Origin of the sequence: Rhodococcus sp. NPDC127593, from assembly GCF_042671975.1 — a bacterium.
GTDB lineage: Bacteria > Actinomycetota > Actinomycetes > Mycobacteriales > Mycobacteriaceae > Rhodococcus_F.
Genome location: NZ_JBHXWI010000031.1, coordinates 41,172 through 62,277 on the forward strand (window position 1 = coordinate 41,172; position 21,106 = coordinate 62,277).

Genomic DNA, 21,106 nt, shown 5'->3' on the forward strand with positions numbered 1-21,106 from the left:
GGAACCACCAATGGAGGAATCCATGGACACTACACTCGACCCCACGGTGAACCCGAAAACTCCCGGCCGCGCAGGCGGTACACCCCAGGCAGACCCGTCGGCGGTCCGCCGGGCGGCGTGGGCGGGGCTCATCGGCACGACGCTCGAGCAGTACGACTTCGTCATCTACGGCACCGCTTCGGCGCTGATCTTCAACACCCTGTTCTTCCCCAACATCTCGCCGGCGGCGGGCGTCCTCGCGAGCTTCAGCGCCTACGCCGTCGGGTTTCTCGCCCGTCCGCTCGGCGGCCTGTTCTTCTCGCGGTACGGAGAGCGTCTCGGCCGCAAGTGGGTTCTCGTCGCGACCCTGATGCTCATGGGCGGCGCGACACTGGGTATCGGCCTGCTGCCCACCTACAGTCAGGTCGGGCTGCTCGCGCCCGCTCTCCTCGTCGCGTGCCGGTTCTTCCAGGGCTTCGGCGCGGGAGCCGAACAGTCCGGTGGTGCAACCCTTCTGACGGAGACGGCGCAGATAGGCAGGAGAGGTCGGCTCGCCGCCCTGGTGATGACCGGAGCCGCGCTGGGCACGGCGCTCGGCGCAGTCGCGTGGATCGCCGCGCAACTCCTGCCGGAGGAGCAGCTCCTGTCCTGGGGCTGGCGTCTCGTCTTCATCAGCAGTCTGTTCGTCACCGTCGCCGCATTCGTCATCCGTCGCAAGCTCAACGAGAGCCCGGTGTTCCAGGAACTCAAGGAGCAGCACCACGTTCCGAAGACGCCCGTGAAGGAGATCTTCGCGAACGGCAAGAAGCCGCTGTTCATCGTCATGTTCATGACGATCGGCATCAGTGCGCAGTCGTACACGTACCAGGTCTTCATGGCGTCGTACCTCAAGAACGACGTGCACGTCGACCCCACGTTCATTCCCAAGGTGCTCCTGGTCGGGGCCATCTGCGGCGGCATCGCGGCGTACGGGTTCGGTCGTCTGTCCGATCGGGTGGGCCGCAAGCCGGTGTACATCTCGATCGTGATCGCTCTGATCATCCTGCCGGTGCCGACCTTCCTGGCCCTCAACACCGGCTCACACCTGTTGATCACGATGGCGATGATCGTCGGCTTCATCCTGGCCTGCCAGGGCGCCGTCGGTGTCACCATGAGCTACTTCCCGGAGATCTTCGGCTCCCGCTACCGCTACGCCGGCGTCACTCTCGGCCGTGAATTCGCCTCGATCTTCGGGGGCGGTGTCGCACCGCTGATCTGTGCGGCCCTCGTCACGGCGTTCTCCGGGTCCTGGATCCCGGTGGCCGTCTACATGATCGTGATGGCCGTGACCGTTCTGATCGCCTCGACGATGGCGCCGGAAACCCGCGACCGCGACCTCACGCTGGCCGCCAACGCCACCGACCGCGAGGTGACGGCGGCATGACCTCCTCTGTCATCGCGGTGCTGCGCGCCGCGCACGCCGACCGGTACGCCCCCGTCGTGACCGTCCTCGCCGAGAACGGCGTGCGCGCCGTCGAGCTGACGATGAGCACGCCGGGCGCCCTCGAGTCCCTGAGCAGCATCCGGCGCGACGCACCCGACGGCGTCGAGATCGGCGTCGGAACGGTCACCACCGTCGACCAGGCCCGCGCCGCCCTCGACGTGGGTGCCGACTTCCTCGTGACGCCGACGACCAACCTCGAGGTCATCGCCACGGCCGTGCATGCGGGAGTCCCGATCTACCCGGGCGGATTCACCCTGACCGAACTGTGGAACGGATGGAACGCCGGTGCGACCGCCGTGAAGCTGTTCCCGGCGTCGGTAGTCGGACCGGAGTACATCGGGCACCTGCGCGGGCCCTTCCCCGACATCCAGGTCGTCCCGTCGGGTGGGGTGGGCATCGAGGACGTCCCCGCGTGGATCGCGGCCGGAGCGGTGGCGGTCAGCCTCGGCGGCCCGCTGATCGGCGACGCACTCCGCGGTGGCGACCTCGGGCAGCTGGCCGAACGATGCCGGCGCCTCGGCGACGTCGTGGCCGAACTGGAGGTCGCGCGATGACGGTGCTGACCTTCGGCGAGACGATGGCCCTCACCAGGACGGTGGACACCGGACCGCTCGCCCACGCGTCCACGCTCCACCTGGGAATCGGCGGCGCCGAATCGAACTTCGCGATCGCACTGCGGCGACTCGGCGTCGACGTCACCTGGATCGGACGTGTCGGCCAGGACAGCCTGGGCGACCTGATCGAACGGGAACTCCGGGCCGAGGGAATCACCGCCGACGTCATCCGCGACCCGGATGCACCGACCGGACTGATGGTGAAGGAGCGGCGAACCGCCACCGCCACCCGTGTCTGGTACTACCGGACCGGCAGCGCGGGGTCGCGGCTCACCACGTCGGACATCGCGGACGACCGCCTCGAGTCGGCGTCCCTGCTGCACGTCACCGGCATCACCCCTGCCCTGTCCGACTCCGCAAGGAAGGCCACTCTGCATTGCGTCGAACGGGCACGCGCGCTGGGCATTCCGGTGTCGTTCGATCTCAACTATCGCCGCGCGCTGTGGTCGCCGGACGATGCGGGTCCCGTCTTCCGTGAGCTGATCGCGTTGTCGGACATCGTCTTCGCAGGTGAGGACGAGGCCGCGATCGCGGTGGGCGAGGGCACCCCCGCCGAACTCGTCGCCCGTGTCCGCGACCTCGGACCACGCGAGAGCATCCTGAAACTGGGAGACCAGGGGTGCCTGGCGATCATCGACGGAGAGACGTACGCCCTGCCCGCGGTGCCGGTGAGCGTGGTCGACTCCGTCGGGGCCGGAGACGGTTTCGTCGCCGGCTACCTCGCGGAACGCCTGGCCGGCGTGGCACCCGCCGACCGGCTGACAACCGCTGTCACGGTCGGGGCGTTCGCGTGCACCGTGTCCGGCGACTGGGAGGGCATGCCCCGACGAGACGAACTCGGCCTCCTCACCTCCGCGGAACCCGTCACCCGATGACAAGCTCCGATCTCCGACAGAACTGGACTTCACCGATGAACACCAGCCCGACCACCGCTTCCGAAGCCGCCGAGGTTCCGACGCACGCGCAGGCGGTCGTCGCCCACGGTGCGCAGGACCTGCGCGTGGAGGAGGTGCCGATCGCCGCACCGAAGCCGGACGAAGCGGTGATCCGCATCGCCTACGGCGGGATCTGCGGATCGGATCTCCACTACTGGCAGCACGGCGCCGCCGGCGAGTCGATCCTCCGCGCACCGATGCGGCTCGGACACGAGGCGTCCGGCACGGTACTGATCGGCGCAACGGACGGAAGCGGTCCCGGCGTCGGCACTCCCGTCACCATCCATCCCGCGACGCCCGGCGGCGACAGCGCGAAATATCCGGCCGATCGCCCCAATATTTCCCCCGGATGCACGTACCTGGGCAGCGCGGCACATTTTCCGCACGCGGACGGGCTGTTCGTCAGCCACGTCGCTGTCCCGACTCGCATGCTCCGGGTTCTTCCCGAGGGTCTCGATCTTCGTCTGGCCTCACTGGCCGAGCCGGCGAGCGTGGCGTGGCACGCGGTCGCGCGGGCAGGGGACGTGAAGGACCGGTCGGTCCTCGTCATCGGTGCCGGACCCATCGGCGCGCTCGTGGTGGCGGTACTGAAGCGAGCGGGTGCCGGGAAGATCACGGCGGTGGACATGCACGAGTACCCGCTGAGGATCGCGCGCGCCGTGGGCGCGGACGCGACCCTCACCGCCACCGACGCCGACGCCGTCGCCGCGGTGGAAGCAGATGTCACCATCGAATGCTCCGGCAACCATCGTGGTCTGGCGTCGGCGATACACGGAACGGCACGCGGCGGCCGGGTCGTGATGGTCGGACTGCTTCCCTCCGGCGATCAGCCGGTACCCGTATCGATCGCGATCACCCGGGAACTGGATCTGGTCGGCTCGTTCCGGTTCAACGACGAGATCGACGAGGTGGTGGCCGCCCTCGCCGACCGCTCGCTGGTGGTGGATCCGATCGTCACGGCCGAGTACGACGTCGCCGATGCGCTCACCGCGTTCGCGTCGGCCAAGGATGCGTCCTCGTCGAGCAAGGTGCTCCTCCGGTTCTGATCCCGGGATTCTCGCCCCGGCCTCGTCTGCGGGGCACGGCTGTCGCATGATGGTCTCGACGCACCCCCGAGGTCAGGAGAGCAAGCTGATGAAGGAATTCACCGCCTGGATCGCTCGCGAGAACGAGGGCGCCATCGGCCTCTCCCAGGAGACGGTCGGCGAGTCGTTCCTGCCGCAGGGCGAGGTCACGATCCAGGTCGAATACTCCAGCGTGAACTTCAAGGACGCGCTCGCGCTCACGCCGAAGGGCGGAGTGGTCCGCGAGTACCCCATCGTGCCCGGCATCGACGTGGCAGGCACCGTCGTCGAGTCGCAGTCGCCGGAGTTCTCCGTCGGTGACACGGTCATCGCCCACGGCTACGACATCGGCACCGCCCGCCACGGCGGGTACGCGCAGTTCGCCCGCGTCCCGGCCGACTGGGTGGTGAAACTCGACGGCATGTCCACCCGCACCGCCGCCGCGATCGGGACCGCCGGTTTCACGGCCGCGATGAGCGTGGAGGCACTGCTGTCCCGCGGCGTCGAGCCGGGCAACGGTCCGGTGCTCGTGACCGGCGCGAGTGGCGGCGTCGGCACCGTCGCCGTCGACCTGCTGTCGGCGGCGGGCTTCGAGGTGGTCGCGTCGAGCGGAAAGCCGGAGAAGGCGGAACTGCTTACCGAACTGGGTGCGAGCAAGGTGATCGGACGCCTCCCGGAGCCCGACACGAAGCCGCGCCCGCTCGGCAAGGCCGAGTGGGCCGCCGCAGTCGACTGCGTCGGCGGCGCCACCCTCGCACATGTGCTCAGCACCATCGAGTACGGCGGCGCGGTCGCGGCGAGTGGGCTGACGGGCGGACCGAAGTTGGAGACCACGGTCCTGCCGTTCATCCTGCGCGGTGTCAGCCTGCTCGGCATCGACTCGGTGCAGTACCCGATCGAGCAGCGACGTCGGCTGTGGGGCCGTCTCGCGTCCGACCTCGCACCGTCCCGGCTCGAATCGATCACCCACGACGTTCCGATCGCCGACGTCGTCTCGGTGATCGACCAGGTGCGAGCCGGCACCTACTCGGGCCGGGCCGTTGTGGGCTTCGCCCCCGTGAGTACTTATTAACGTCCCGCGGTTAATAAGTACTCACGGGCGCCGGAGGCGCACGATCCAGGCACGGGAGTCGGCCGGGTCGATCACGTCGTCGAGTTCGAAGATCGTCGCCGCGTTCAGGGCCTTCCCGTGCTGGTAGGCGGCGTCGACGAGTTGCGCGAACGCGGTGTCGCGCTCGGCGGGGTCGTCGATGGCCTCGAGTTCCTTCCGGAATCCGAGCCGCACCGCGCCCTCCAGTCCCATCGCCCCGATCTCGCCGGTCGGCCACGCGACCGTGAACTCGGACGCGTGGAAGGAGCCGCCCGCCATGGCCATCGCGCCGAGGCCGTACCCCTTGCGCAGGATGATGGTCCCGAACGGGACGGTCATCCGCGCGCCCGCGACGAACAGTTTGCCGAACCGGCGAACCGTGGCTTCTTTCTCCGAGTCGGGGCCGACCATGAATCCCGGTGTGTCACACAGTGAGACGACCGGCAGGCCGAACGATTCGCACAGCTCCAGGAAGCGGGCCATCTTGTCCGCCGCGACCGCGTCGATCGCGCCGCCGAGGTGGTGGCTGCTGTTCGCGACGAGCCCGTACGGCGCACCCTCCACCCGGATCAGTGCGGTGACGATGCCGACGCCGTGGTCGCGGCGCAGTTCGAGGACCGAGCCGACATCGGCGATGGCCTCCACGGCACTGCGAACGTCGTAGGCGCGCAACCGGTTCTCCGGGACGACGTGGCGTGCCAGCCGCTCGTCGGGTGCCTCCCACTCGGGAAGCGCGCCCTGGAAGTACGACAGGTATTTCTTCGCCAGTTCGACCGCGTGCGCCTCGTCCCGGGCGAGCAGATCGATGACGCCGTTGCGCCGCTGCACGTCGACGGGACCGATGTCCTCCGGCCGGTACACACCGAGTCCGCCGCCCTCCACCATCGCCGGGCCGCCCATGCCGATGTTCGCGTCGGGGGTGGCGATGAGGACGTCGCAGACTCCGGCGAGGGCGGCGTTGCCCGCGAAGCAGCGTCCGGAGACGACCGACACCAGCGGGACCTTCCCGTTCAGTGCCGCCAGCGACCGGAAGGTGTTCAGGTCCAATCCCGCTGCCGGGCCGGCGTCGGTGTCGCCGGGCCGTCCGCCGCCGCCCTCGGCGAACAGGACGACCGGGACCTGCTTGCGGCCGGCGAGTTCGATCACCCGATCCGTCTTCGCGTGGTTGCGCATGCCCTGGGTTCCGGCGAGCACCGTGTAGTCGTACGACAGCACCACCGCCTGGGCGTCGTGCGGACCGAACACGTCACCGTTGACGGTGGCGAGCCCGGCGACGAGACCGTCGGCGGGGGTGTTCTCGATCAGGTCCTGCTCGGAGCGGCGGCTGCGCTGCGCGGCCAGGACCAGGGGCCCGTATTCGACGAAGCTGCCGGGGTCGACCAGATCGTCGATGTTCGCTCGTGCGCTGCGCCTCCCGAGCTTCGTGCGCTTCGCGATCGCGGCGGGCCGGGCGGCGTCGAGGGTCACCTCGTGTCGCTGCCGGATCTCTGCCAGGTCCGCGCGCTCACGATCCAGATCGGTTGCACTGTCGGCGACGTCACCGGCGTCCGACCCCGTGCGGTGGATCACGATCAGCGGGTCGCCGGCGTTGACGGTCTGCCCGGGCGACACCAGATTCCGCTCGACCACCGCGCCCGCGGGGGCGGCGATCACGTGCTGCATCTTCATGGCCTCGAGCACCACGAGTTGGGCACCGGACTCGACGGCCGCACCTTCGCCGGTCGACTCCACGACGGTCCCGGCCAGGTGGGCGCGCAGCACGTCCTCACCCGCCCGCAACTCGAGCGCCTCCGACGCCACCTCCGCCGGCTGGTGCACCTGGGCGGCGTCGACGAGCGCACTCATCCGCTCGGCGAGATGGTCGGTGCCGACGACGTCGTCGGCGAAGCCCGGATCCGCCAGAATCGCCCGGAGGAAGCCGATATTGGTGGGGACGCCCTCGACGACGAACTCGGCGAGCGCCGCATCCGCCTTGCGCACCGCGGCCGAGAACGACGCGCCCCGCGAATGCACGATCACCTTCGCGAGGAGCGAGTCGTACCGCGGGCTCGGTGACAGTCCGGGCCGCCCGTAGGTGTCTACGCGGACACCCGGTCCCGTCGGCGGGGAGAAGACGGACAGGGTGCCCGCGGCGGGGACGGCCTGACCGTCGGGGCGCATCGTCTCCATGTTCACCCGGGCCTGGATGGCGATTCCGCGCGCGGCAGCGTGTGTGCCCGACGTGTCGAGCCCCATGGCGCTGATCCCGTCGGGCAGCGACAGTTCCCCGTAGTCGGCTCCCCGGGCGATGTCGATCTGCACGGCGACGAGGTCGAGGCCCGTGATTTCCTCGGTGACCGTGTGCTCCACCTGGATTCGGGGATTGACCTCCAGGAAGACGAAGCCGTTGCGGGACACCAGGAATTCGACGGTGGCGAGTCCCCGGTACCCGACACTGGCACACAGTCGGGTCGCTGCCTCGTGCAGTTCGCTGCGCAGTCCCGGGTCGAGCCCCTGCGCGGGGGCGATCTCGACGAGCTTCTGGTGGAGGCGCTGCACGCTGCAGTCGCGGTCACCGACGGCCAGGGCCCGCGTCACGCCCGCCTGCGGTGCCGCCACCACCTGCACCTCGATGTGCCGGGCGCCGTCGAGAAGTGCCTCGGCGAACAGTGCCGCGTTGCCGAATCCGAGTTGCGCCTCGGACGCACACAGCCGGTACGCCTCCTCGATCCGGTCCGCACTCCGGACGCCACGGATGCCGCGACCGCCGCCGCCCGCGAGCGCCTTGATCATGATCCCGCCCGGGTGATCCGCGAAGAACGCGCGGACGCCGTCCAGGTCGGTGGGACCGTTCGTTGCGGCGAGCACCGGCACCTTCGCGGCCACGGCGGCCTCGCGTGCCGACGACTTGTCGCCGAAGATGTCGAGCACTTCGGGGCTCGGACCCACGAAGGCAAGCCCGGCCTCGGCGCAGGCGCGTGCGAATTCGGCATTCTCGCTGAGGAATCCGTAGCCGGGATGCACCGCGGTGGCACCGAACTCCGCGGCCGCGTCGAGAATGGCCGGAGTATCCAGGTAGGCGGACGGGCCGGCACCGCGGAGCGCGACCGCTTCGGTCGCCGCGCGCACATGGGGACTGTCCGCGTCGTCCTCCGCGTAGACGGCGACGGTGTCGACCGACATCTCCTCGGCGGTGCGGATGATGCGGAGCGCGATCTCGCCACGATTGGCGACCAGCAGGATCACTTGTACTCCTCGGCCAGAGCGAACAGGTCGGCCTTGCGGACCTTCCCGGTCGCCGTCATGGGTAGGGCGTCGAGCACCTCGACGGTGGGGACCTTGTAGGTGGCCATGTTCCGGGCCGCCCACTCCCGCAGTTCCTCACCCGAGACCTGACGGTCGGGGAGGAGCTGGACGAACGCGAACGGTACCTGACCCTTGCCCGGATCGGGCTTCGGAACCACCGCGGCCGACTGAATGTCGGGATGCAGCATGAGCAGTGCCTCCACCTCGGAGGGGAACACGCTCATTCCATTGGTCTTGATCATTTCCTTGTTGCGCGCCAGATAGTGCAGTGCGCCTTTGTCGTTCAGCTTGCCGACGTCGCCGGTCTGAAGCCATCCGTCGCGCAGCGCGGCAACGGTGGCGTCGGGTTTGCCGTAGTAACCGGTGAGCAGCGACGGACTGCGCACGATGATCTGTCCGGATTGCCCCAACGGCACCGGTGCCCCGGCCTCGTCGACGATCAGCACGTCGGTGCCCGGAACCGGAAGTCCGCAGAACACGGGCTCGCTGAGCAGATCCTCGTCGTCGGTCTGGAAACCGAGCGTGATGGTGTCGGCGGTGTGCGTCTCCGTCATTCCGTAACTGGCCTCCCGCAGCACGTGACCGGTGGCGTCGCGCCAACGACCGCGAATCGCGGGGTCGAGCTTGAGTACGAACGACACGGCCATCGCGTTGTCCAGGGTGGAGAAGTCCCGTTCGGTGAAGCCGGGCAGATCCATCAGTTCCACATAGTTGTCGACCGTCCCCACCATCGACGTCACACCACGACTTTTGACGAGCGTCGCCGCGGCCTCCGGATCCCAGCGGTTGAGCAGCACGACGGTGCCGCCGTTGATCAGCGGATACAGGATGCCGAAGTCCTCGCCGGCGATCCAGAAGACGGGCAGGAACCCGAGGATCACCGGGGGAGCCTCGCCCACCTGCCTGCCGCCGGCCAGTGTCGCGGTGGCGGCGGTGTAGACCATGTGCGCCTGCGTGTGTTCGCAGCCCTTCGGCATCCCGGTGGTGCCTCCGGTGTAGTTCAGTGCCGCCAACGCGTCGGGCTCCATCGGAATCGGTTCGGCGCGTGGGGAGTTCACGATCTCCACCCAATCGGTGGGTGCGGAGGTGAGGGGGAACGGCGGTGCGACGCTGGGTTCGGCGGGCAGCAGGTCCGACAGGGCGGTGATCGCGACGTGCCGCAACGCGGTCTGGCCGCGCACGGAGTCGACCATGGGTGCGAACGAATCCTGCGTCAGCAGGATCTCCACGCCGGCGTCGTCGAGTTCGTACGCGAGTTCGTGCTCCCGGAACAACGGGTTGATCGGGACGTGGACGGCGCCGATCTTCAGGATCCCGAGCAAGGCGACATGGAACTGCGGACAGTTGGTGAGATGGACGCCGACGCGGTCGCCGGCGGCCGCGCCCCGCTGCAGGAGCCAGCCGGCGAAGCGGTCCGACAGTTCGTCGAGTTCGGCGTAGGTGATGGCACGCCCGTAGAAGTCGATCGCGACCGTCTCCGGTCGTGCCGTCGCCCAGTGCCGCAAGTAGTCGATCACGGTGCGGCCCTCGATCGGGTACTCGACTGTCCGCGGTACCTGCGGTGGCCACGCGGCGTCCTGGAGTTCGCGTATCTCGGCGAGGGCCGATTCCAGGGCCGCGGGGTCACTCGAAGGCGAAGTGGGCATACCGAACTCCCGATTCTGTGCGGATGGTCGTTGCTAGGCGAAGCCGATGAGTCTTTCGGAGATGGCGGTCAGGTCGGCGGTGTACCGGCGTTGTTCGCGGGCCGTCGCGTCCACCAGTCGGGCGGCGCCCGCGAGTTGGGCGTCGGCGAGGGTCTGCGCGATGCGGGCGGGCGGCGCGCACGGCGTGACGTCACACGTGGCGATGATGCGCTCGATGAACCGGGTGTAGCGGCGGATGAGCCGGGTCTGCACGGTGGTCCAGCTTCGGCCGACCTCGGGGTCGAGCCGGGCGCGGTGCCTGATCAGTTCGAGGACGCGTCCGTTGGCATACACGGCCTCCACGAACGCTTTGGTGGTGGTGCGCAGCACCTCTCGCAGGTCCTCGCTCGCCGGTCCTTCCACGTGCTGCGACTCGAGGAACTCCTCGCACACGTCGGCGGCGACGGCGTGGAACGCCTCGTCCTTCGACGAGAAGTAGGCGTAGAACGTTGCCCGCGACACTTCGGCCTGGGTGGTGATCACCTCGACGGTCGTCCGGTCGTAGCCGAGTTCGGCGAAGCAGGCGCTCGCGGCGCGGAGGAGTTCGCGGCGGCGGGGGCCGTCGTTGTCCTTACGCGCCGACCGCGCCCGTTCCTGCGCCTCGCTTGTGGTCACGGTCACAGTATGTGTTGATGTTGACGTCAATGTCAATAGCTGCGGAGGCCCACGTGGTCGCTGCGGCACGGCCGACTCGCGCTGGCCGATGAGATGCGCGGCCATCGCCATTGCCAGCGGGTCGGTCATACGCCCAGTTGATCCCGCCCGTTTCTCGGTCCCGCGTTTCACAGTGTGTCGGCGAGCCAGTGCGCGGTCGGGGTCGAGTGCGGGAACCGCACTCGAGCGTCGGCAGCACGAGTTTGCGAGGGAGCGGGTGATCCGGGTCGTCGGTGCCGGCGATACGGCGGGTGGGAAGTGCTCCCATACGAAGGATGCGTTCGCTCGGAGCAATGCGACCGCACCGTTACCGGTGCGGTCGTCGAACGGTGCTCGACATCGGCTCTCGCGCACCGGGAACCGGGAGCTTAAAGGTAATCATTCATCGGATGGTGCTCACCCAGGGCCGCTGCCATGACGACGGCGCTACCGCTCGTCGGAGCGGGAGCATTCCAGGGATGAGGAAGGCGAAGGCGACGGGGTTGCGTCCAAAACAGTGGTGTAATAATCAGATTCGGCTCTGACCGGCGTGTCGTAGCCTAATGACGGCGGCCATCGAGTGACTCTGTGAGAGACCGTCCAAAGTCACTCGAGGAAGGACCACGCGATGACCACTGCCACGATATCGACCTGCACGAGTTCCTGACCGATGCCAGAGACTCGTGGACGGGTCCTCACATGAAATACGTAGGAACGACCGCCCGGTCTCCTTTTGCGGTTACCGACGCGGAGCGGCTGAGGATCGGACTTCGTTGCGTGCTGACGGGTTTGCACTGCATCGTTGAGTCTGGACCGCTGGTGGGGGCCTTGCTGGGCCGGCCGGGAAGGAGCCGGGCCGTCACCCCAAGCCCTGTTTCGGACACTGGTGCATAAGTTGTGACCCGATGAGAGTTGTACGCGCCCCTCATATCCGGGCGGCATACAACCCGTCGCCATCGTAACTATAGTTGTCTGCGCGATTCAGTGGACGGAACCCTGTGACAGGCCTGCGGTCAAGCGTTGCGGTTGACGACGACGGACACCGAGCCAGGTCGTTCGTTGACGAAGCACAACGCGACGACTGCCACGAGTGGCCCGGCGGCGAGCGTCGCGAACGCGGCGAGGAAGGACTTACCCGATGCCGCGAACACGGCTCCGACCGTGATCGGGACGAGCACACTGCCGATGTTCCAGAAGGCATTGGAGACGCCGGCGGAGGAACCCACGACATGGCTTGACACGAGTCGCGGGATCAGTGCCACGAGTAAGGGCAGGTAGCAGTACGCGGACAGTCCGAGGAAGGGGGCCGCGATCAGGAAGCCGAGCGGAGTGCTGAGCATGCCGAAGATGAGCAGGGTAACCGCGAAGCATCCGAGGACGATCATGGCGGGAACTCTGCGTGCGCCGTTGAAACGGTCCGAGATAATGCCGATGAGGGGTTTGCCGAATACGCCGAGTGCGGCAAAGAGCGCAACGATGAAGCCTGCGGTTGCGGGCGTTACCGAGTGTCCCTTGATCATCAGGGTGTTCGACCAGGTGATGAAGCCGTAGGTTCCCCAGCATCCGCCGAAGCCTGCTACCGCGACGAGCATGAGATTGCGGTTGCGGTTGCGCAGGATCGTCATGATGACCGCGCCGGTGGCGCTGGACTCCGCGGCTTCGGCCCGCAAGTCGACCGGGCCGGGACGGAGCAACATCCAGCAGATGCCGCCGGCGACGACGGAGAGGGCGCCGAAGACGTGGTAGGACGTCGTCCAGGCGAAGTGCTCGATCAGCATCGGGACGGTGGAGTTCGCGACCACGACGCCGATGGATGTCGCGGACAGGAATATGCCCATGGCTTTACCGAGCTCTTCGGGGCGGAACCAGCTGGTGATCAGTTTGACGCCTGCAGCGTAGTCGGCGCCGGCGAAGAGTCCGACAGCTGCTTGTACCGCGATGCCGACGGACGCCGAGGTCGTCGATCCGAAGATCATCATGAAGATGCCGGCCCCGATCAGGGAGGTGGTGACGATCGCGCGCCCACCCACCCAGTCGGTGAGGAAGCCGTTGCCAGCGTTCGACAGGACATACCCGATGTAGTAGGCGGTTGCGAAGGTGCCCAGGCTTGCCAGGGGGACCCCGAGGTCCTCGCCGACGAATACTGATGCGGGTCCCCATGTTGACCGGTCGACCGAGGTCAGTACCAGTGCCAGCCAGCACAGACCCAGGACGACCCAGCGGTACCGCGAGATCGGCGCAGACGCGGCGGTCAATCGTTCTGCCATGTCAATGGAGGTGTCGCTTCTCATGGCGCTGATCCTTTCGGGGACCCTGGTCGAGCAGAGCTCTGTTCTGGTCGACACCGGTGTACGTACTCGAGGTGTGAGCGCCTACCTCGGGGGTGCGTCACGTCACCCAGGTAGGCCGAAGTTGTGTGAATCACAGTAAGTCCGCACGAGCCCGATAGTCAACATAAGCATTGCGACACGTAATAGATACGTAGAAAGTACTCGTTGGAATGCTTCGATGTGCATGGCAGGATCACAGCGCGCGACCGTGCCGAGCTGCGACTATGGCGCTTGTCGGTTTGTACATTAGGAACTGTCGACCGGTCGAGGAGGCTCTTGTCTTCGGCGACTGGCGCGGTGAGCGGTTGAGTTGAAGGCTTGGGAACGTGGGAAGGTGAGGCATGACTGACGTCCGGTATCCCGATTCGGATGCGGCGCCCCTGGACGTTGCCGTGGGTGCTCGCCCGCTCGGAGTTGCCTCGACCAGTGCGAGGTCCGCTCTGCTCACCATTCTGGGCGAGTTCGTCGGTCCGCGACGGCAAGCGGTCTGGACCTCGACGCTGCTGCGCGCCCTCGCTGCAATAGGCGTGGAGCACAAAGCTGCTCGTCAGGCGATTTCCCGTATGGCGCAGGAGGGTCTGCTCGAGTCGGAGCGCTCGGGCCGACGCGTGCGGTGGTCTCTGACCGAGCGGGGTGCCACATTGCTTCGCGACGGTGCAGACCGAATCTACGGATTCTTGCGTGAAGACCGGAGCTGGGACGGCCGGTGGTTGGTCGTGAACGTCGCGGTGCCCGAGGTTCAACGCAGTCTGCGCCACCGTCTGCGGACGCAGCTCACATGGCTTGGCATGGGATCGCCGGCACCTGGTCTCTGGGTAATCCCGGACGCCGACAAGGAAGGCGCCGTCCTCGGGGTCCTCGAAGAATTGGGTCTTCGATCCAACGCATTTGCTTGGATCGGCAGCTGGGTTCCCGTCGAGGACGTTCAAAGCCTGATCTCTGCGGCCTGGACACTCGACGAGCTCGCGGCACAATATCGCGACTTCACTACTTGGGTCGCGGGAATGGCGCCTTTGACCCCGGCGGAGACATTTGTGGCTCAGGTGGCACTCGTCCATGAGTGGCGCCGTTTTCCCTTCCTCGATCCTGTCCTGCCCGCGTCGCTATTGCCCTCGGACTGGCCTGCGACGTGCGCGGTCGACGCCTTCATCGAAGGCCATGCGCGCTGGCACGACGCAGCCCAGGCTCAGTGGGAGGCCTGGGCCGCGGAAGAAGCTGGCTGACGGCCGGGTTTCCATCGGGTTCAACCCGTGCTCCGGGCGGCGGCTCCGGCCGGCGATGTGGCCAGCGAGTAAAAATTCTACATTTCACTTGACTAACGAAAGGTATTTGTAGAATATTAGAAAGGGGCGGCGTGTGGCCGAACCGATCGCTACCACTCTCCCCCTTCTGAAAGGAACCGGTTGTGACGTCGCTGTCTCTCGAACCGCGTGACTTCGAGATCGGTCTACACGAACCGCGGCACCCAGCTGAAATTCTCACCGGCTGTCGAGTGACGGCCCGCGGCGAGGACTGGGCTACGGCTGCGATGGTCCTTCCGCGGTTCGACTCGGCGCCGGAGATACCGCTGGGCTGGTTGGGCATCTTGGCGGATTCCGCTGCGGCGCAGGCTCTGGGCCGACTGTTCGCGCAGGGATTCGACGTGCGAACAGTCGACCTGCGTCTCGATGCTGTGGGAGCGGTTCCCGCGCCTGGGGCCGTGGTGACGGCGCACGGAGAGACGATCTCGTCCGACCACCGAACCGGTCTGAGCAGCGTTCGCCTCCGCGGGCCCGATGGCATGGATATCGCTGTGGGAACTGCGCGCTTCCTCGTTGTTCCCGGACAGCCCCCGCCTGGGCCCTCGGCCCCGCTCGTGAGGGACTCTGCCGTCCGGACCAATGTGGTCCCGGATTTACCGTCCCTGGACGAGATCTTCGGCATCACCGCGTCGGTCCGGCACGAAGAAACATCGACACTGACCGCGGAACTTCCCGCGGCGCTGTGTAACAAGCACGGCATCGTCCACGGTGGGCTTCATATCAGCCTGATCGACCACGCCATGCGAGCCCTCGTCGGGCACTCCGGGACTCAACGCGCACCTGGGGCTCCGGAACTGCTCGACCTCACTCTGACTTATCAGCGGCCCATCGTTCCGGCCGTTGACGCCACGGTGCTTCTTCGTGCCACGGCCGAACGTCGGGGCCGACGGATCACCACAGTAAACGCTGCCGTGCAGACCCTGTCGGGCCGCGTCCTGACCTCAGGGCAAGGCACATTCTTGTCCGCAACGGAGGAGCGCCCGTGACCAGCAGCGGCACCGACAGACAGTTCCCGCCACGATCGGCGACACTATCAACGATGGTCGAGTGGTCCGACACCGATGCTGCAGGGCATCACCACAATTCATCGATTTTGCGATGGGTGGAGGCCTGTGAGGTCCGCTTGTACCGCCATGTGGGTTTGCTCGAGCACTTCCCGAGCATGCCCAGAGTTCAGCAAGTTGTGAACTACACATCGAAGCTCTGGTTCGGCCAGCAGGTCACCACAACAGTCCGCATACGCGCAGTGGGACGAAGCTCTATCACATTCGAATTCGACGTCTACGGAGAAGAATTCGACGGACAACCTCGCGCTCGTGCCGCCCACGGAACGTTCACCTCCGTGCATGTCCTCCCTACCGACTCTCGAGCGACGCCGTGGCCGGACAGCATCTTGAACCTTGTAGACCCGCAGCAGTCATGTCCGGCCGCTGTCTGAGCACCGAGATCAGGGTGCTCAGCCGGACAATCGGCTGAGGTCGATTCCGAAATATTCCCCGACGGTTCCGTCGCCCACCGACCCCCTGCCCGCACGGCGACGTGCCGGACCCGGCGCAGTCAGGGAGTGCGGCGAGCCTGGACGTCGTCTACATCGAGCTGAACCAGGGGTACTAGGCCAGCCATTACACGTTCACCGGGCCGGGGCCGGGTGCCGCAAAACTGAGCCGTGAGAGTTAGAAGTTGGTATTCCCTGCGTCGACGGTAAGCTCGGTGCCGGTCATGAACTGGGCGTCGTCGGACGCGAGGAAAAGGACCGCATTGCTGATGTCATTTGCTTCGAGTCGTTCGACTGGAAGCGCATTCATGAAGGTTCCCCCGAACCGTGGGTTGGAATCGATGAGCTCACCGATGCGTGCCAGCCCACTCGTGAGCTCGGTGGCGACACCCGCCGGGTGCACAATATTGACCCGAATGTTGTGCTGGGCAAGTTCGTTGGCCAATGTTTTCGTGATGCCGACCAACCCATGCTTAGACGCTACATAGGGGGCAAAGAATGGCAGGCCCTTGACTCCACAGGTAGAACCCGTGCAAACGATGGATCCTCCGCCATTTGAGATCAGATGTGGTGCAGAGACAACCATTGTGTTCCAGGCGCCGGTGAGGTTCGTATCGATGACGTCCTTCCACGCCTCGGGGGTGAGCTCGTCCCAGGTCGCGAGTATGCAGATACCGGCATTTGCGACGACTATGTCGAGCCGCCCGAGTTCGGCGACGCCGTGATCGACAGCGGATCTGAGCTGTTCGAGATCTCGGACGTCGGCGGTGTGGCTGACGATCCGCCTTCCGAGAGCTTGCACCTCCTTGACCGTCTGCTCCAGATCCTCCGCGGTGGACATCGGGTAATCCGTTGTTCCGTAATCGGTGCAAACGTCCACCGCGATGATGTCCGCTCCTTCGCCTGCGAGGCGAAGTGCATGACTGCGCCCCTGGCCGCGCGCGGCTCCGGTAATGAACGCCACCTTTCCCGCGAGCCGTCCATTTGAGGTCATTTCGTTCTCCTATTCAACAGTGAAACTGAACCAATCTTCATCGCCCTTAGGGCTCGCTACACAAATCGAGTCCAGGGCTTGTGTAGCCAGCGATCGCTCGCGTAGATGGACTTGTATTCGGTGTATGCCTCCAGTGCTTCGGGGTCGACTCGCGGACTAGGCCTGCTTTTCATCCCACCGAACGGCGCACCGGGGTCGAGGGTTGAGTAGTTGATCCCAAACGAGCCAGTTCGTACACTCCGGCGAAATCAAGCATCAGAGAGGCCCGATCGGTCGCGCTCATGCGACCCCAGGGGCCGCGGTCCAGAGCGTTTCGTGCCGACTCCACCGCACGCCCGATGTCACGCCGATTTCCCAGGGGAGCCCAACCGATCGCCTCCTCGGTGGCGGCCTCGATAACCTCGACCGAATCCGTGCTGTCGGCCGGCACCCACTCGCCGTCGACATAGAGAGATTTATGCTCGATCACGGGTACTCCTCCAGAAGCGGCGTGCCGCTTTTATGAATTATCACCTCTGGTGATTTGGGAACCGTGTCAGCCTTCTTCTAGGCTTCGATTCGATGTCTTCACTCCGAATAATCCCAGTGAAATTGCGAATACGAGGGCGCAAGCAGCCAAATAGAGAAATACTGACGAAAAGCCGAAGCTAGTGAATATGGCCGCTACGACGAACCCCTGGGCCAGGCCGGCGACGCGTCCCGTTCCGTTTGCGATTCCTGCGCCGAATCCACGCAGGTTGGTCGGAAATACCTCCGGTGCGTATGTGTAGAGAACTGATAGTGCAGCGAAAAGTAATGCGGTCAGCAGGAATCCTGATAGGACGGTAACGGTGGCATTGTCCGAGAAGGCGAAGAGCGTAAGAAGGGCCGCGACAAGCGCCATGCACACTGACCCCACCACGCGGCGTTCAAACCTGTCGATGATCGGATACACCAGGAAGGCGCCCAGGGCGCTTGCCAGTGACATGATGAAGGCAGCGTGCATTGACTGTTCTTGGGAAAGCCCGCGTTCCATCAGAAGGGTTGCGACCCAGCCGTTGAATCCGTAATTGATCAGCACGAAACAGCTCATACATACGGAAAGCGTGATCAGCCGTCCCAAATATTTACGGGTGAACAAGTCGGACACTCGCCCGGCGGGGACCGGTTCGGTGACCACTACCTCAGGGAGTTCCTTTCCGGTTTTCTGTCGAGCCTCGGCTTCCAACTTGTCGACCAGCCCCTCGGCTTCGGCCGCTCGCCCGTTATCGACCTGCCAGCGCACCGACTCCGGAAGAATGCGCATCCCGACCAAGGTTCCGATGATTCCCACACTTCCGATTGCGAATACCCAACGCCACATTCCAGGGCCCATCGGAATAAGAAAACTAGCGAGGCCTGCAACCACAGGAATTCCGATGCATCCAAATCCAAGTAGGAGTGCTTGATAACGTCCTCGGAGATGCTTTGGATACATTTCGCTGACAAAGACAAGTAGAACGCCGATCATCGCCTGGAGCCCCAGTCCGGTGAGCGCGCGGTAGACGCCGAGAGAGGTCACGTTCGGTGCGAGGCCTGTAGCCAGCGAGAACGCCGAGTAGAAGACAACGGAGCCTAGGATTATCGGGCGCCGACCCACACGATCAGCCAATCTCCCTCCCACCACGGCACCGATCATCATGCCGACGAAAGTGGTTGACGAGAGGAGCCCGATGGTGGAGATGCTCAGTCCCCACTCGGCTCGGAGCGCTGGTGCCGTGTATCCGAGCATGGCGGCATCCATGGTGTCGAAGAAGAAGAAGAAGGCGAGAAGCGTCATCCACTTCTTGTGTGTGGCTGTCGCTATCGGCAGTCGATCGATTCGGGCTTTGAGAACTGCAGCAGTGTCTTGCTGCCAAGAGAGCGGAGTAGTCATTGTTCCTCTGGGTTTTCCTCTTGGGGACCCGAGTCGGCTCGACGCGTCGGCGGTAGTGAGAGAGGCGGTTGGTCGGGCAAGCCCGGTCGGGTTCGGTACCCGTCTACAAAGGTCAGGGTGTTTGCGCGCAGGTTTCGACCCAGGGCCGGCCGGGCACCGTAGCGGGGGTGCCGTCGGCGAGTGTGATGGTCTCGAAGAAGTTCCGGTGCTGCATCTGAATGTCGTCGGTGAGTTCGTCCACTCGGCGGACGGGGGCCATCGGAACCTTGTGCTGTTGAGCCAAATCCAGAAGTTCGTCGCGGGTGTGGCTCGTCAACCACGGGATGACAAGTTCATCGACTTCATCCGGGTAGTCCATAGCCATCGCCCGGGCGTCGGTGTATCGGGGGAGAGAGGCCCACTCCGGTGAACCCATCATCTCGACGAACCGGTCCCACTCGGGGGCGGTTCGGGCGATGAGGGCGACGTGCCCGTCCTTGCACGGGAAGATTCCGAAGGGGTAGCGCCCGCCGGAACCGGGTGCTCGATAGCCGGCTCGGGTGAGCTCGATTCCGTAGTACTCGCCGACGGCACCGTAGATGCGTACGTAGGAGGCCAGTACTTCGGCGCCGCTGATTTCCACCATGGCACCAGTGCCTTGTCGGCGGGCACGGAGCACCGCCGCGCAGGTGGCCCCCGCCCCGCTGATCCCCAACTGCAAGGCCCCCAGCGCGTACGGGGCGGCGAGCGGCTCGCGGTCCGGATAGCCGGTGACGTGCATCAGACCGGACATCGCCTGCATCGCAATCTCGTTGGCATGCCAGTCGGCTCGGTGACCGGTGCGGCCCAGCGGTGACAGGGCGGTGACGACGAGCGCAGGGTAGTCGCGGCGGAGGGTATCGAGTGATACACCCTGGGCCTTCAATGCTTCGTCGTCGAGATCGGTGAGGAACACCTCGGCACCAGGAAGGAGGTCGGTGACTGCGCTCGTGCTGGCGAGCTTGTGGATGTCGAGATACGGGTCGGGCTCGGAGGTATCGATGCGCACAACGGTCGCGCCGACATCGGCGAGAAGTTTGCCGGTAAAAGCCGCGGACCGCGTACCGGAAAGCTCGAGGACCGTTACTCCGGCCATTGAGTCGTACATCAGTGAAACGCTCCTTCAGCGGTCAGACGATCGAAGTCCTCGGAGGCGACACGGAGAAGTTGGGTCATGATCTCTTCGGTGTCCGAGCCGAGCAACGGTGACGACGAGCGAACACGCGGGACAGCGCCGTCGAGGTGCCACGGAATACTGGTCGTAATCAAGGGGCCGAGGACGGGATGTTCGACCTCCTGGAAGAGCCCACGATCCCGGAAAGCCTGATCCTGCAATACCTCCTGGGGGGTCAGTACCGGCGTCGCGGCGATTCCCGTTGACTGGAGTTGGGTAACCAATTCCTCGCTGGAAACCGCGTCGGGGCGGGTGGAGACGAGATCGCCCTCGGGTGCATCATCGACGACGACCCACCGGCCGTCGCTGCACGGCACCACTTCGCGGCGACCGGTGGAGGTGGTGTTTCCGGTGGGTCCCGGCGCCTTTCCTGTGGTTGCGTACTCGACCATGGCCTCACCGAGCAGTGCGACGCATGCCTCGGTCTGGGAGAGATCGAGATGCCGTCCACCACCGGTCCGGGTGCGTCCGTTGAGGGCGGCGAGCACGAGGAAGGCGCCGTAGAATGAGCAGTTGAGGTCGGCCATCGCGGTCGCCGACGCTCCGACGACCGCGCCGTCCTCATATCCGATCACGCCCTCCAGTCCGGCGAGCGAACTCATGATCGGTGCGTATGCGCGTTGCTGGCACAGCGGACCGGTCTGGCCGTAACCCGTGGCCGACAACACCACCAGGCGGGGGCACTGATGCAACAGGTCTTCGATGGACAGGCCGAGTCGTTCGAGCCAGCCGGGTGCGAAGTTCTGGACGAAGACGTCCGCTTCGCGGAGCAGTCGCAGGAACAAGTCGCGGCCGGCCTCGGTCTTCAGGTTCAGCGTGACACTGCGCTTACTGGCACTCGCTTCGTGGAGTAGGCCGAAGCCTTCCAATCGCAACGTCTCGGGGTCGGCGAGCCCCGACATTTCCTCTCGTGGCACCCGCACCCGGTTGACGTCCAACTTGGCGCGGGATTCGACCTTGATCACTTCGGCGCCGAGTTCGGCGAGGATCCGGCCGGTCAGCGGTGCCGCGACCCCGGTCGAAACTTCGACGACCCGGATGCCGGACAGCCAATCAAGTGGACGGGGCGGTGTTGCAACCTCAGTGGGTTGCTTCGTTACGCGAACCATTTTTCAAGAGTGAATGTGATCGC

At 65.7% G+C, this 21,106-nt stretch carries 17 protein-coding genes; 8 read left to right on the plus strand and 9 right to left on the minus strand.

Annotated elements, in window-relative coordinates:
• Positions 1-22: 22 nt before the first annotated feature.
• The 5 genes from ACFVJ3_RS27210 (at position 23) to ACFVJ3_RS27230 (ending at position 5,147) form a co-directional block, all read left to right on the plus strand.
• Positions 23-1,402 carry an MFS transporter gene (locus ACFVJ3_RS27210; protein ID WP_378455015.1) on the plus strand — a complete coding sequence of 460 codons (1,380 nt, stop codon included), beginning with the start codon at positions 23-25 and terminating at the stop codon, positions 1,400-1,402.
• Complete coding sequence (locus ACFVJ3_RS27215) at positions 1,399-2,016, plus strand: bifunctional 4-hydroxy-2-oxoglutarate aldolase/2-dehydro-3-deoxy-phosphogluconate aldolase (RefSeq protein WP_378455016.1); 618 nt, start codon at positions 1,399-1,401, stop codon at positions 2,014-2,016. The genes ACFVJ3_RS27210 and ACFVJ3_RS27215 overlap by 4 nt, the downstream gene beginning before the upstream one ends.
• A complete protein-coding gene (locus tag ACFVJ3_RS27220) occupies positions 2,013-2,951 on the plus strand; it encodes a sugar kinase (protein ID WP_378455017.1) in 939 nt (312 codons plus the stop codon). Before ACFVJ3_RS27215 ends, ACFVJ3_RS27220 begins: the two co-directional genes overlap by 4 nt.
• A 35-nt stretch (positions 2,952-2,986) precedes the next feature.
• Positions 2,987-4,057 (plus strand): L-idonate 5-dehydrogenase, encoded by a 1,071-nt coding sequence (locus tag ACFVJ3_RS27225; protein WP_378455018.1) that lies wholly within the window; start codon positions 2,987-2,989, stop codon positions 4,055-4,057.
• 88 nt (positions 4,058-4,145) lie between these two features.
• A complete protein-coding gene (locus ACFVJ3_RS27230) occupies positions 4,146-5,147 on the plus strand; it encodes an MDR family oxidoreductase (RefSeq protein WP_378455019.1) in 1,002 nt (333 codons plus the stop codon).
• 21 nt (positions 5,148-5,168) lie between these two features.
• Here ACFVJ3_RS27230 and ACFVJ3_RS27235 read toward each other — a convergent pair whose 3' ends face one another.
• The 4 genes from ACFVJ3_RS27235 to ACFVJ3_RS27250 all read right to left on the minus strand — a co-directional run bounded on the left by ACFVJ3_RS27235 (position 5,169) and on the right by ACFVJ3_RS27250 (position 13,059).
• Complete coding sequence (locus ACFVJ3_RS27235; protein ID WP_378455020.1) at positions 5,169-8,390, minus strand: carboxyl transferase domain-containing protein; 3,222 nt, start codon at positions 8,388-8,390, stop codon at positions 5,169-5,171.
• Complete coding sequence (locus tag ACFVJ3_RS27240; protein ID WP_378455021.1) at positions 8,387-10,096, minus strand: AMP-binding protein; 1,710 nt, start codon at positions 10,094-10,096, stop codon at positions 8,387-8,389. Before ACFVJ3_RS27240 ends, ACFVJ3_RS27235 begins: the two co-directional genes overlap by 4 nt.
• A 33-nt stretch (positions 10,097-10,129) precedes the next feature.
• The gene (locus tag ACFVJ3_RS27245; protein WP_378455022.1) at positions 10,130-10,756 is read right to left on the minus strand and encodes a TetR/AcrR family transcriptional regulator; all 627 of its coding nucleotides are present in this window, start codon (positions 10,754-10,756) and stop codon (positions 10,130-10,132) included.
• A 1,025-nt stretch (positions 10,757-11,781) separates the two neighbouring features.
• Positions 11,782-13,059 carry a nitrate/nitrite transporter gene (locus tag ACFVJ3_RS27250; RefSeq protein ID WP_378455023.1) on the minus strand — a complete coding sequence of 426 codons (1,278 nt, stop codon included), beginning with the start codon at positions 13,057-13,059 and terminating at the stop codon, positions 11,782-11,784.
• A gap of 380 nt (positions 13,060-13,439) precedes the next feature.
• Between ACFVJ3_RS27250 and ACFVJ3_RS27255 the strand changes: the two genes are divergently transcribed.
• The 3 genes from ACFVJ3_RS27255 to ACFVJ3_RS27265 all read left to right on the plus strand — a co-directional run bounded on the left by ACFVJ3_RS27255 (position 13,440) and on the right by ACFVJ3_RS27265 (position 15,837).
• Positions 13,440-14,321 carry a PaaX family transcriptional regulator C-terminal domain-containing protein gene (locus ACFVJ3_RS27255; protein WP_378455024.1) on the plus strand — a complete coding sequence of 294 codons (882 nt, stop codon included), beginning with the start codon at positions 13,440-13,442 and terminating at the stop codon, positions 14,319-14,321.
• Positions 14,322-14,503: 182 nt separating this feature from the next.
• A complete protein-coding gene (locus tag ACFVJ3_RS27260) occupies positions 14,504-15,385 on the plus strand; it encodes a hotdog domain-containing protein (protein WP_378455025.1) in 882 nt (293 codons plus the stop codon).
• A gap of 53 nt (positions 15,386-15,438) precedes the next feature.
• Positions 15,439-15,837, plus strand: a complete 399-nt coding sequence (locus tag ACFVJ3_RS27265; protein WP_378455084.1) for an acyl-CoA thioesterase — start codon at positions 15,439-15,441, stop codon at positions 15,835-15,837.
• Between the two features lie 235 nt (positions 15,838-16,072).
• On the opposite strand, the gene ACFVJ3_RS27270 is transcribed toward ACFVJ3_RS27265, so the two are convergent.
• From ACFVJ3_RS27270 to ACFVJ3_RS27290, 5 genes are all read right to left on the minus strand, one after another.
• Positions 16,073-16,888: a mycofactocin-coupled SDR family oxidoreductase gene (locus ACFVJ3_RS27270; protein ID WP_378455026.1), complete on the minus strand. Its 816-nt coding sequence runs from the start codon at positions 16,886-16,888 to the stop codon at positions 16,073-16,075.
• A 169-nt stretch (positions 16,889-17,057) separates the two neighbouring features.
• Positions 17,058-17,357: an aldehyde dehydrogenase family protein gene (locus tag ACFVJ3_RS27275; protein WP_378455027.1), complete on the minus strand. Its 300-nt coding sequence runs from the start codon at positions 17,355-17,357 to the stop codon at positions 17,058-17,060.
• A 66-nt stretch (positions 17,358-17,423) separates the two neighbouring features.
• On the minus strand, positions 17,424-18,686 hold the full coding sequence (locus ACFVJ3_RS27280; protein ID WP_378455028.1) for an MFS transporter: 1,263 nt from the start codon (positions 18,684-18,686) through the stop codon (positions 17,424-17,426).
• A 208-nt stretch (positions 18,687-18,894) separates the two neighbouring features.
• A complete protein-coding gene (locus ACFVJ3_RS27285) occupies positions 18,895-19,908 on the minus strand; it encodes a CoA transferase (RefSeq protein ID WP_378455029.1) in 1,014 nt (337 codons plus the stop codon).
• Positions 19,908-21,083: a CaiB/BaiF CoA transferase family protein gene (locus ACFVJ3_RS27290; RefSeq protein WP_378455030.1), complete on the minus strand. Its 1,176-nt coding sequence runs from the start codon at positions 21,081-21,083 to the stop codon at positions 19,908-19,910. The genes ACFVJ3_RS27285 and ACFVJ3_RS27290 overlap by 1 nt, the downstream gene beginning before the upstream one ends.
• Positions 21,084-21,106: the final 23 nt, after the last annotated feature.

Bases quoted from the DNA above. Each gene is read 5' to 3' on its own strand.
- ACFVJ3_RS27220 (WP_378455017.1), top strand. From the start codon at position 2,013: ATGACGGTGCTGACCTTCGGCGAGACGATGGCCCTCACCAGGACGGTG.
- ACFVJ3_RS27210 (WP_378455015.1), top strand. From the start codon at position 23: ATGGACACTACACTCGACCCCACGGTGAACCCGAAAACTCCCGGCCGC.
- ACFVJ3_RS27250 (WP_378455023.1), bottom strand. From the start codon at position 13,059: ATGAGAAGCGACACCTCCATTGACATGGCAGAACGATTGACCGCCGCG.
- ACFVJ3_RS27265 (WP_378455084.1), top strand. From the start codon at position 15,439: ATGGTCGAGTGGTCCGACACCGATGCTGCAGGGCATCACCACAATTCA.
- ACFVJ3_RS27280 (WP_378455028.1), bottom strand. From the start codon at position 18,686: ATGACGCTTCTCGCCTTCTTCTTCTTCTTCGACACCATGGATGCCGCC.
- ACFVJ3_RS27230 (WP_378455019.1), top strand. From the start codon at position 4,146: ATGAAGGAATTCACCGCCTGGATCGCTCGCGAGAACGAGGGCGCCATC.
- ACFVJ3_RS27240 (WP_378455021.1), bottom strand. From the start codon at position 10,096: ATGCCCACTTCGCCTTCGAGTGACCCCGCGGCCCTGGAATCGGCCCTC.
- ACFVJ3_RS27255 (WP_378455024.1), top strand. From the start codon at position 13,440: ATGACTGACGTCCGGTATCCCGATTCGGATGCGGCGCCCCTGGACGTT.
- ACFVJ3_RS27270 (WP_378455026.1), bottom strand. From the start codon at position 16,888: ATGACCTCAAATGGACGGCTCGCGGGAAAGGTGGCGTTCATTACCGGA.
- ACFVJ3_RS27215 (WP_378455016.1), top strand. From the start codon at position 1,399: ATGACCTCCTCTGTCATCGCGGTGCTGCGCGCCGCGCACGCCGACCGG.
- ACFVJ3_RS27285 (WP_378455029.1), bottom strand. From the start codon at position 19,908: ATGTACGACTCAATGGCCGGAGTAACGGTCCTCGAGCTTTCCGGTACG.
- ACFVJ3_RS27290 (WP_378455030.1), bottom strand. From the start codon at position 21,083: ATGGTTCGCGTAACGAAGCAACCCACTGAGGTTGCAACACCGCCCCGT.
- ACFVJ3_RS27225 (WP_378455018.1), top strand. From the start codon at position 2,987: ATGAACACCAGCCCGACCACCGCTTCCGAAGCCGCCGAGGTTCCGACG.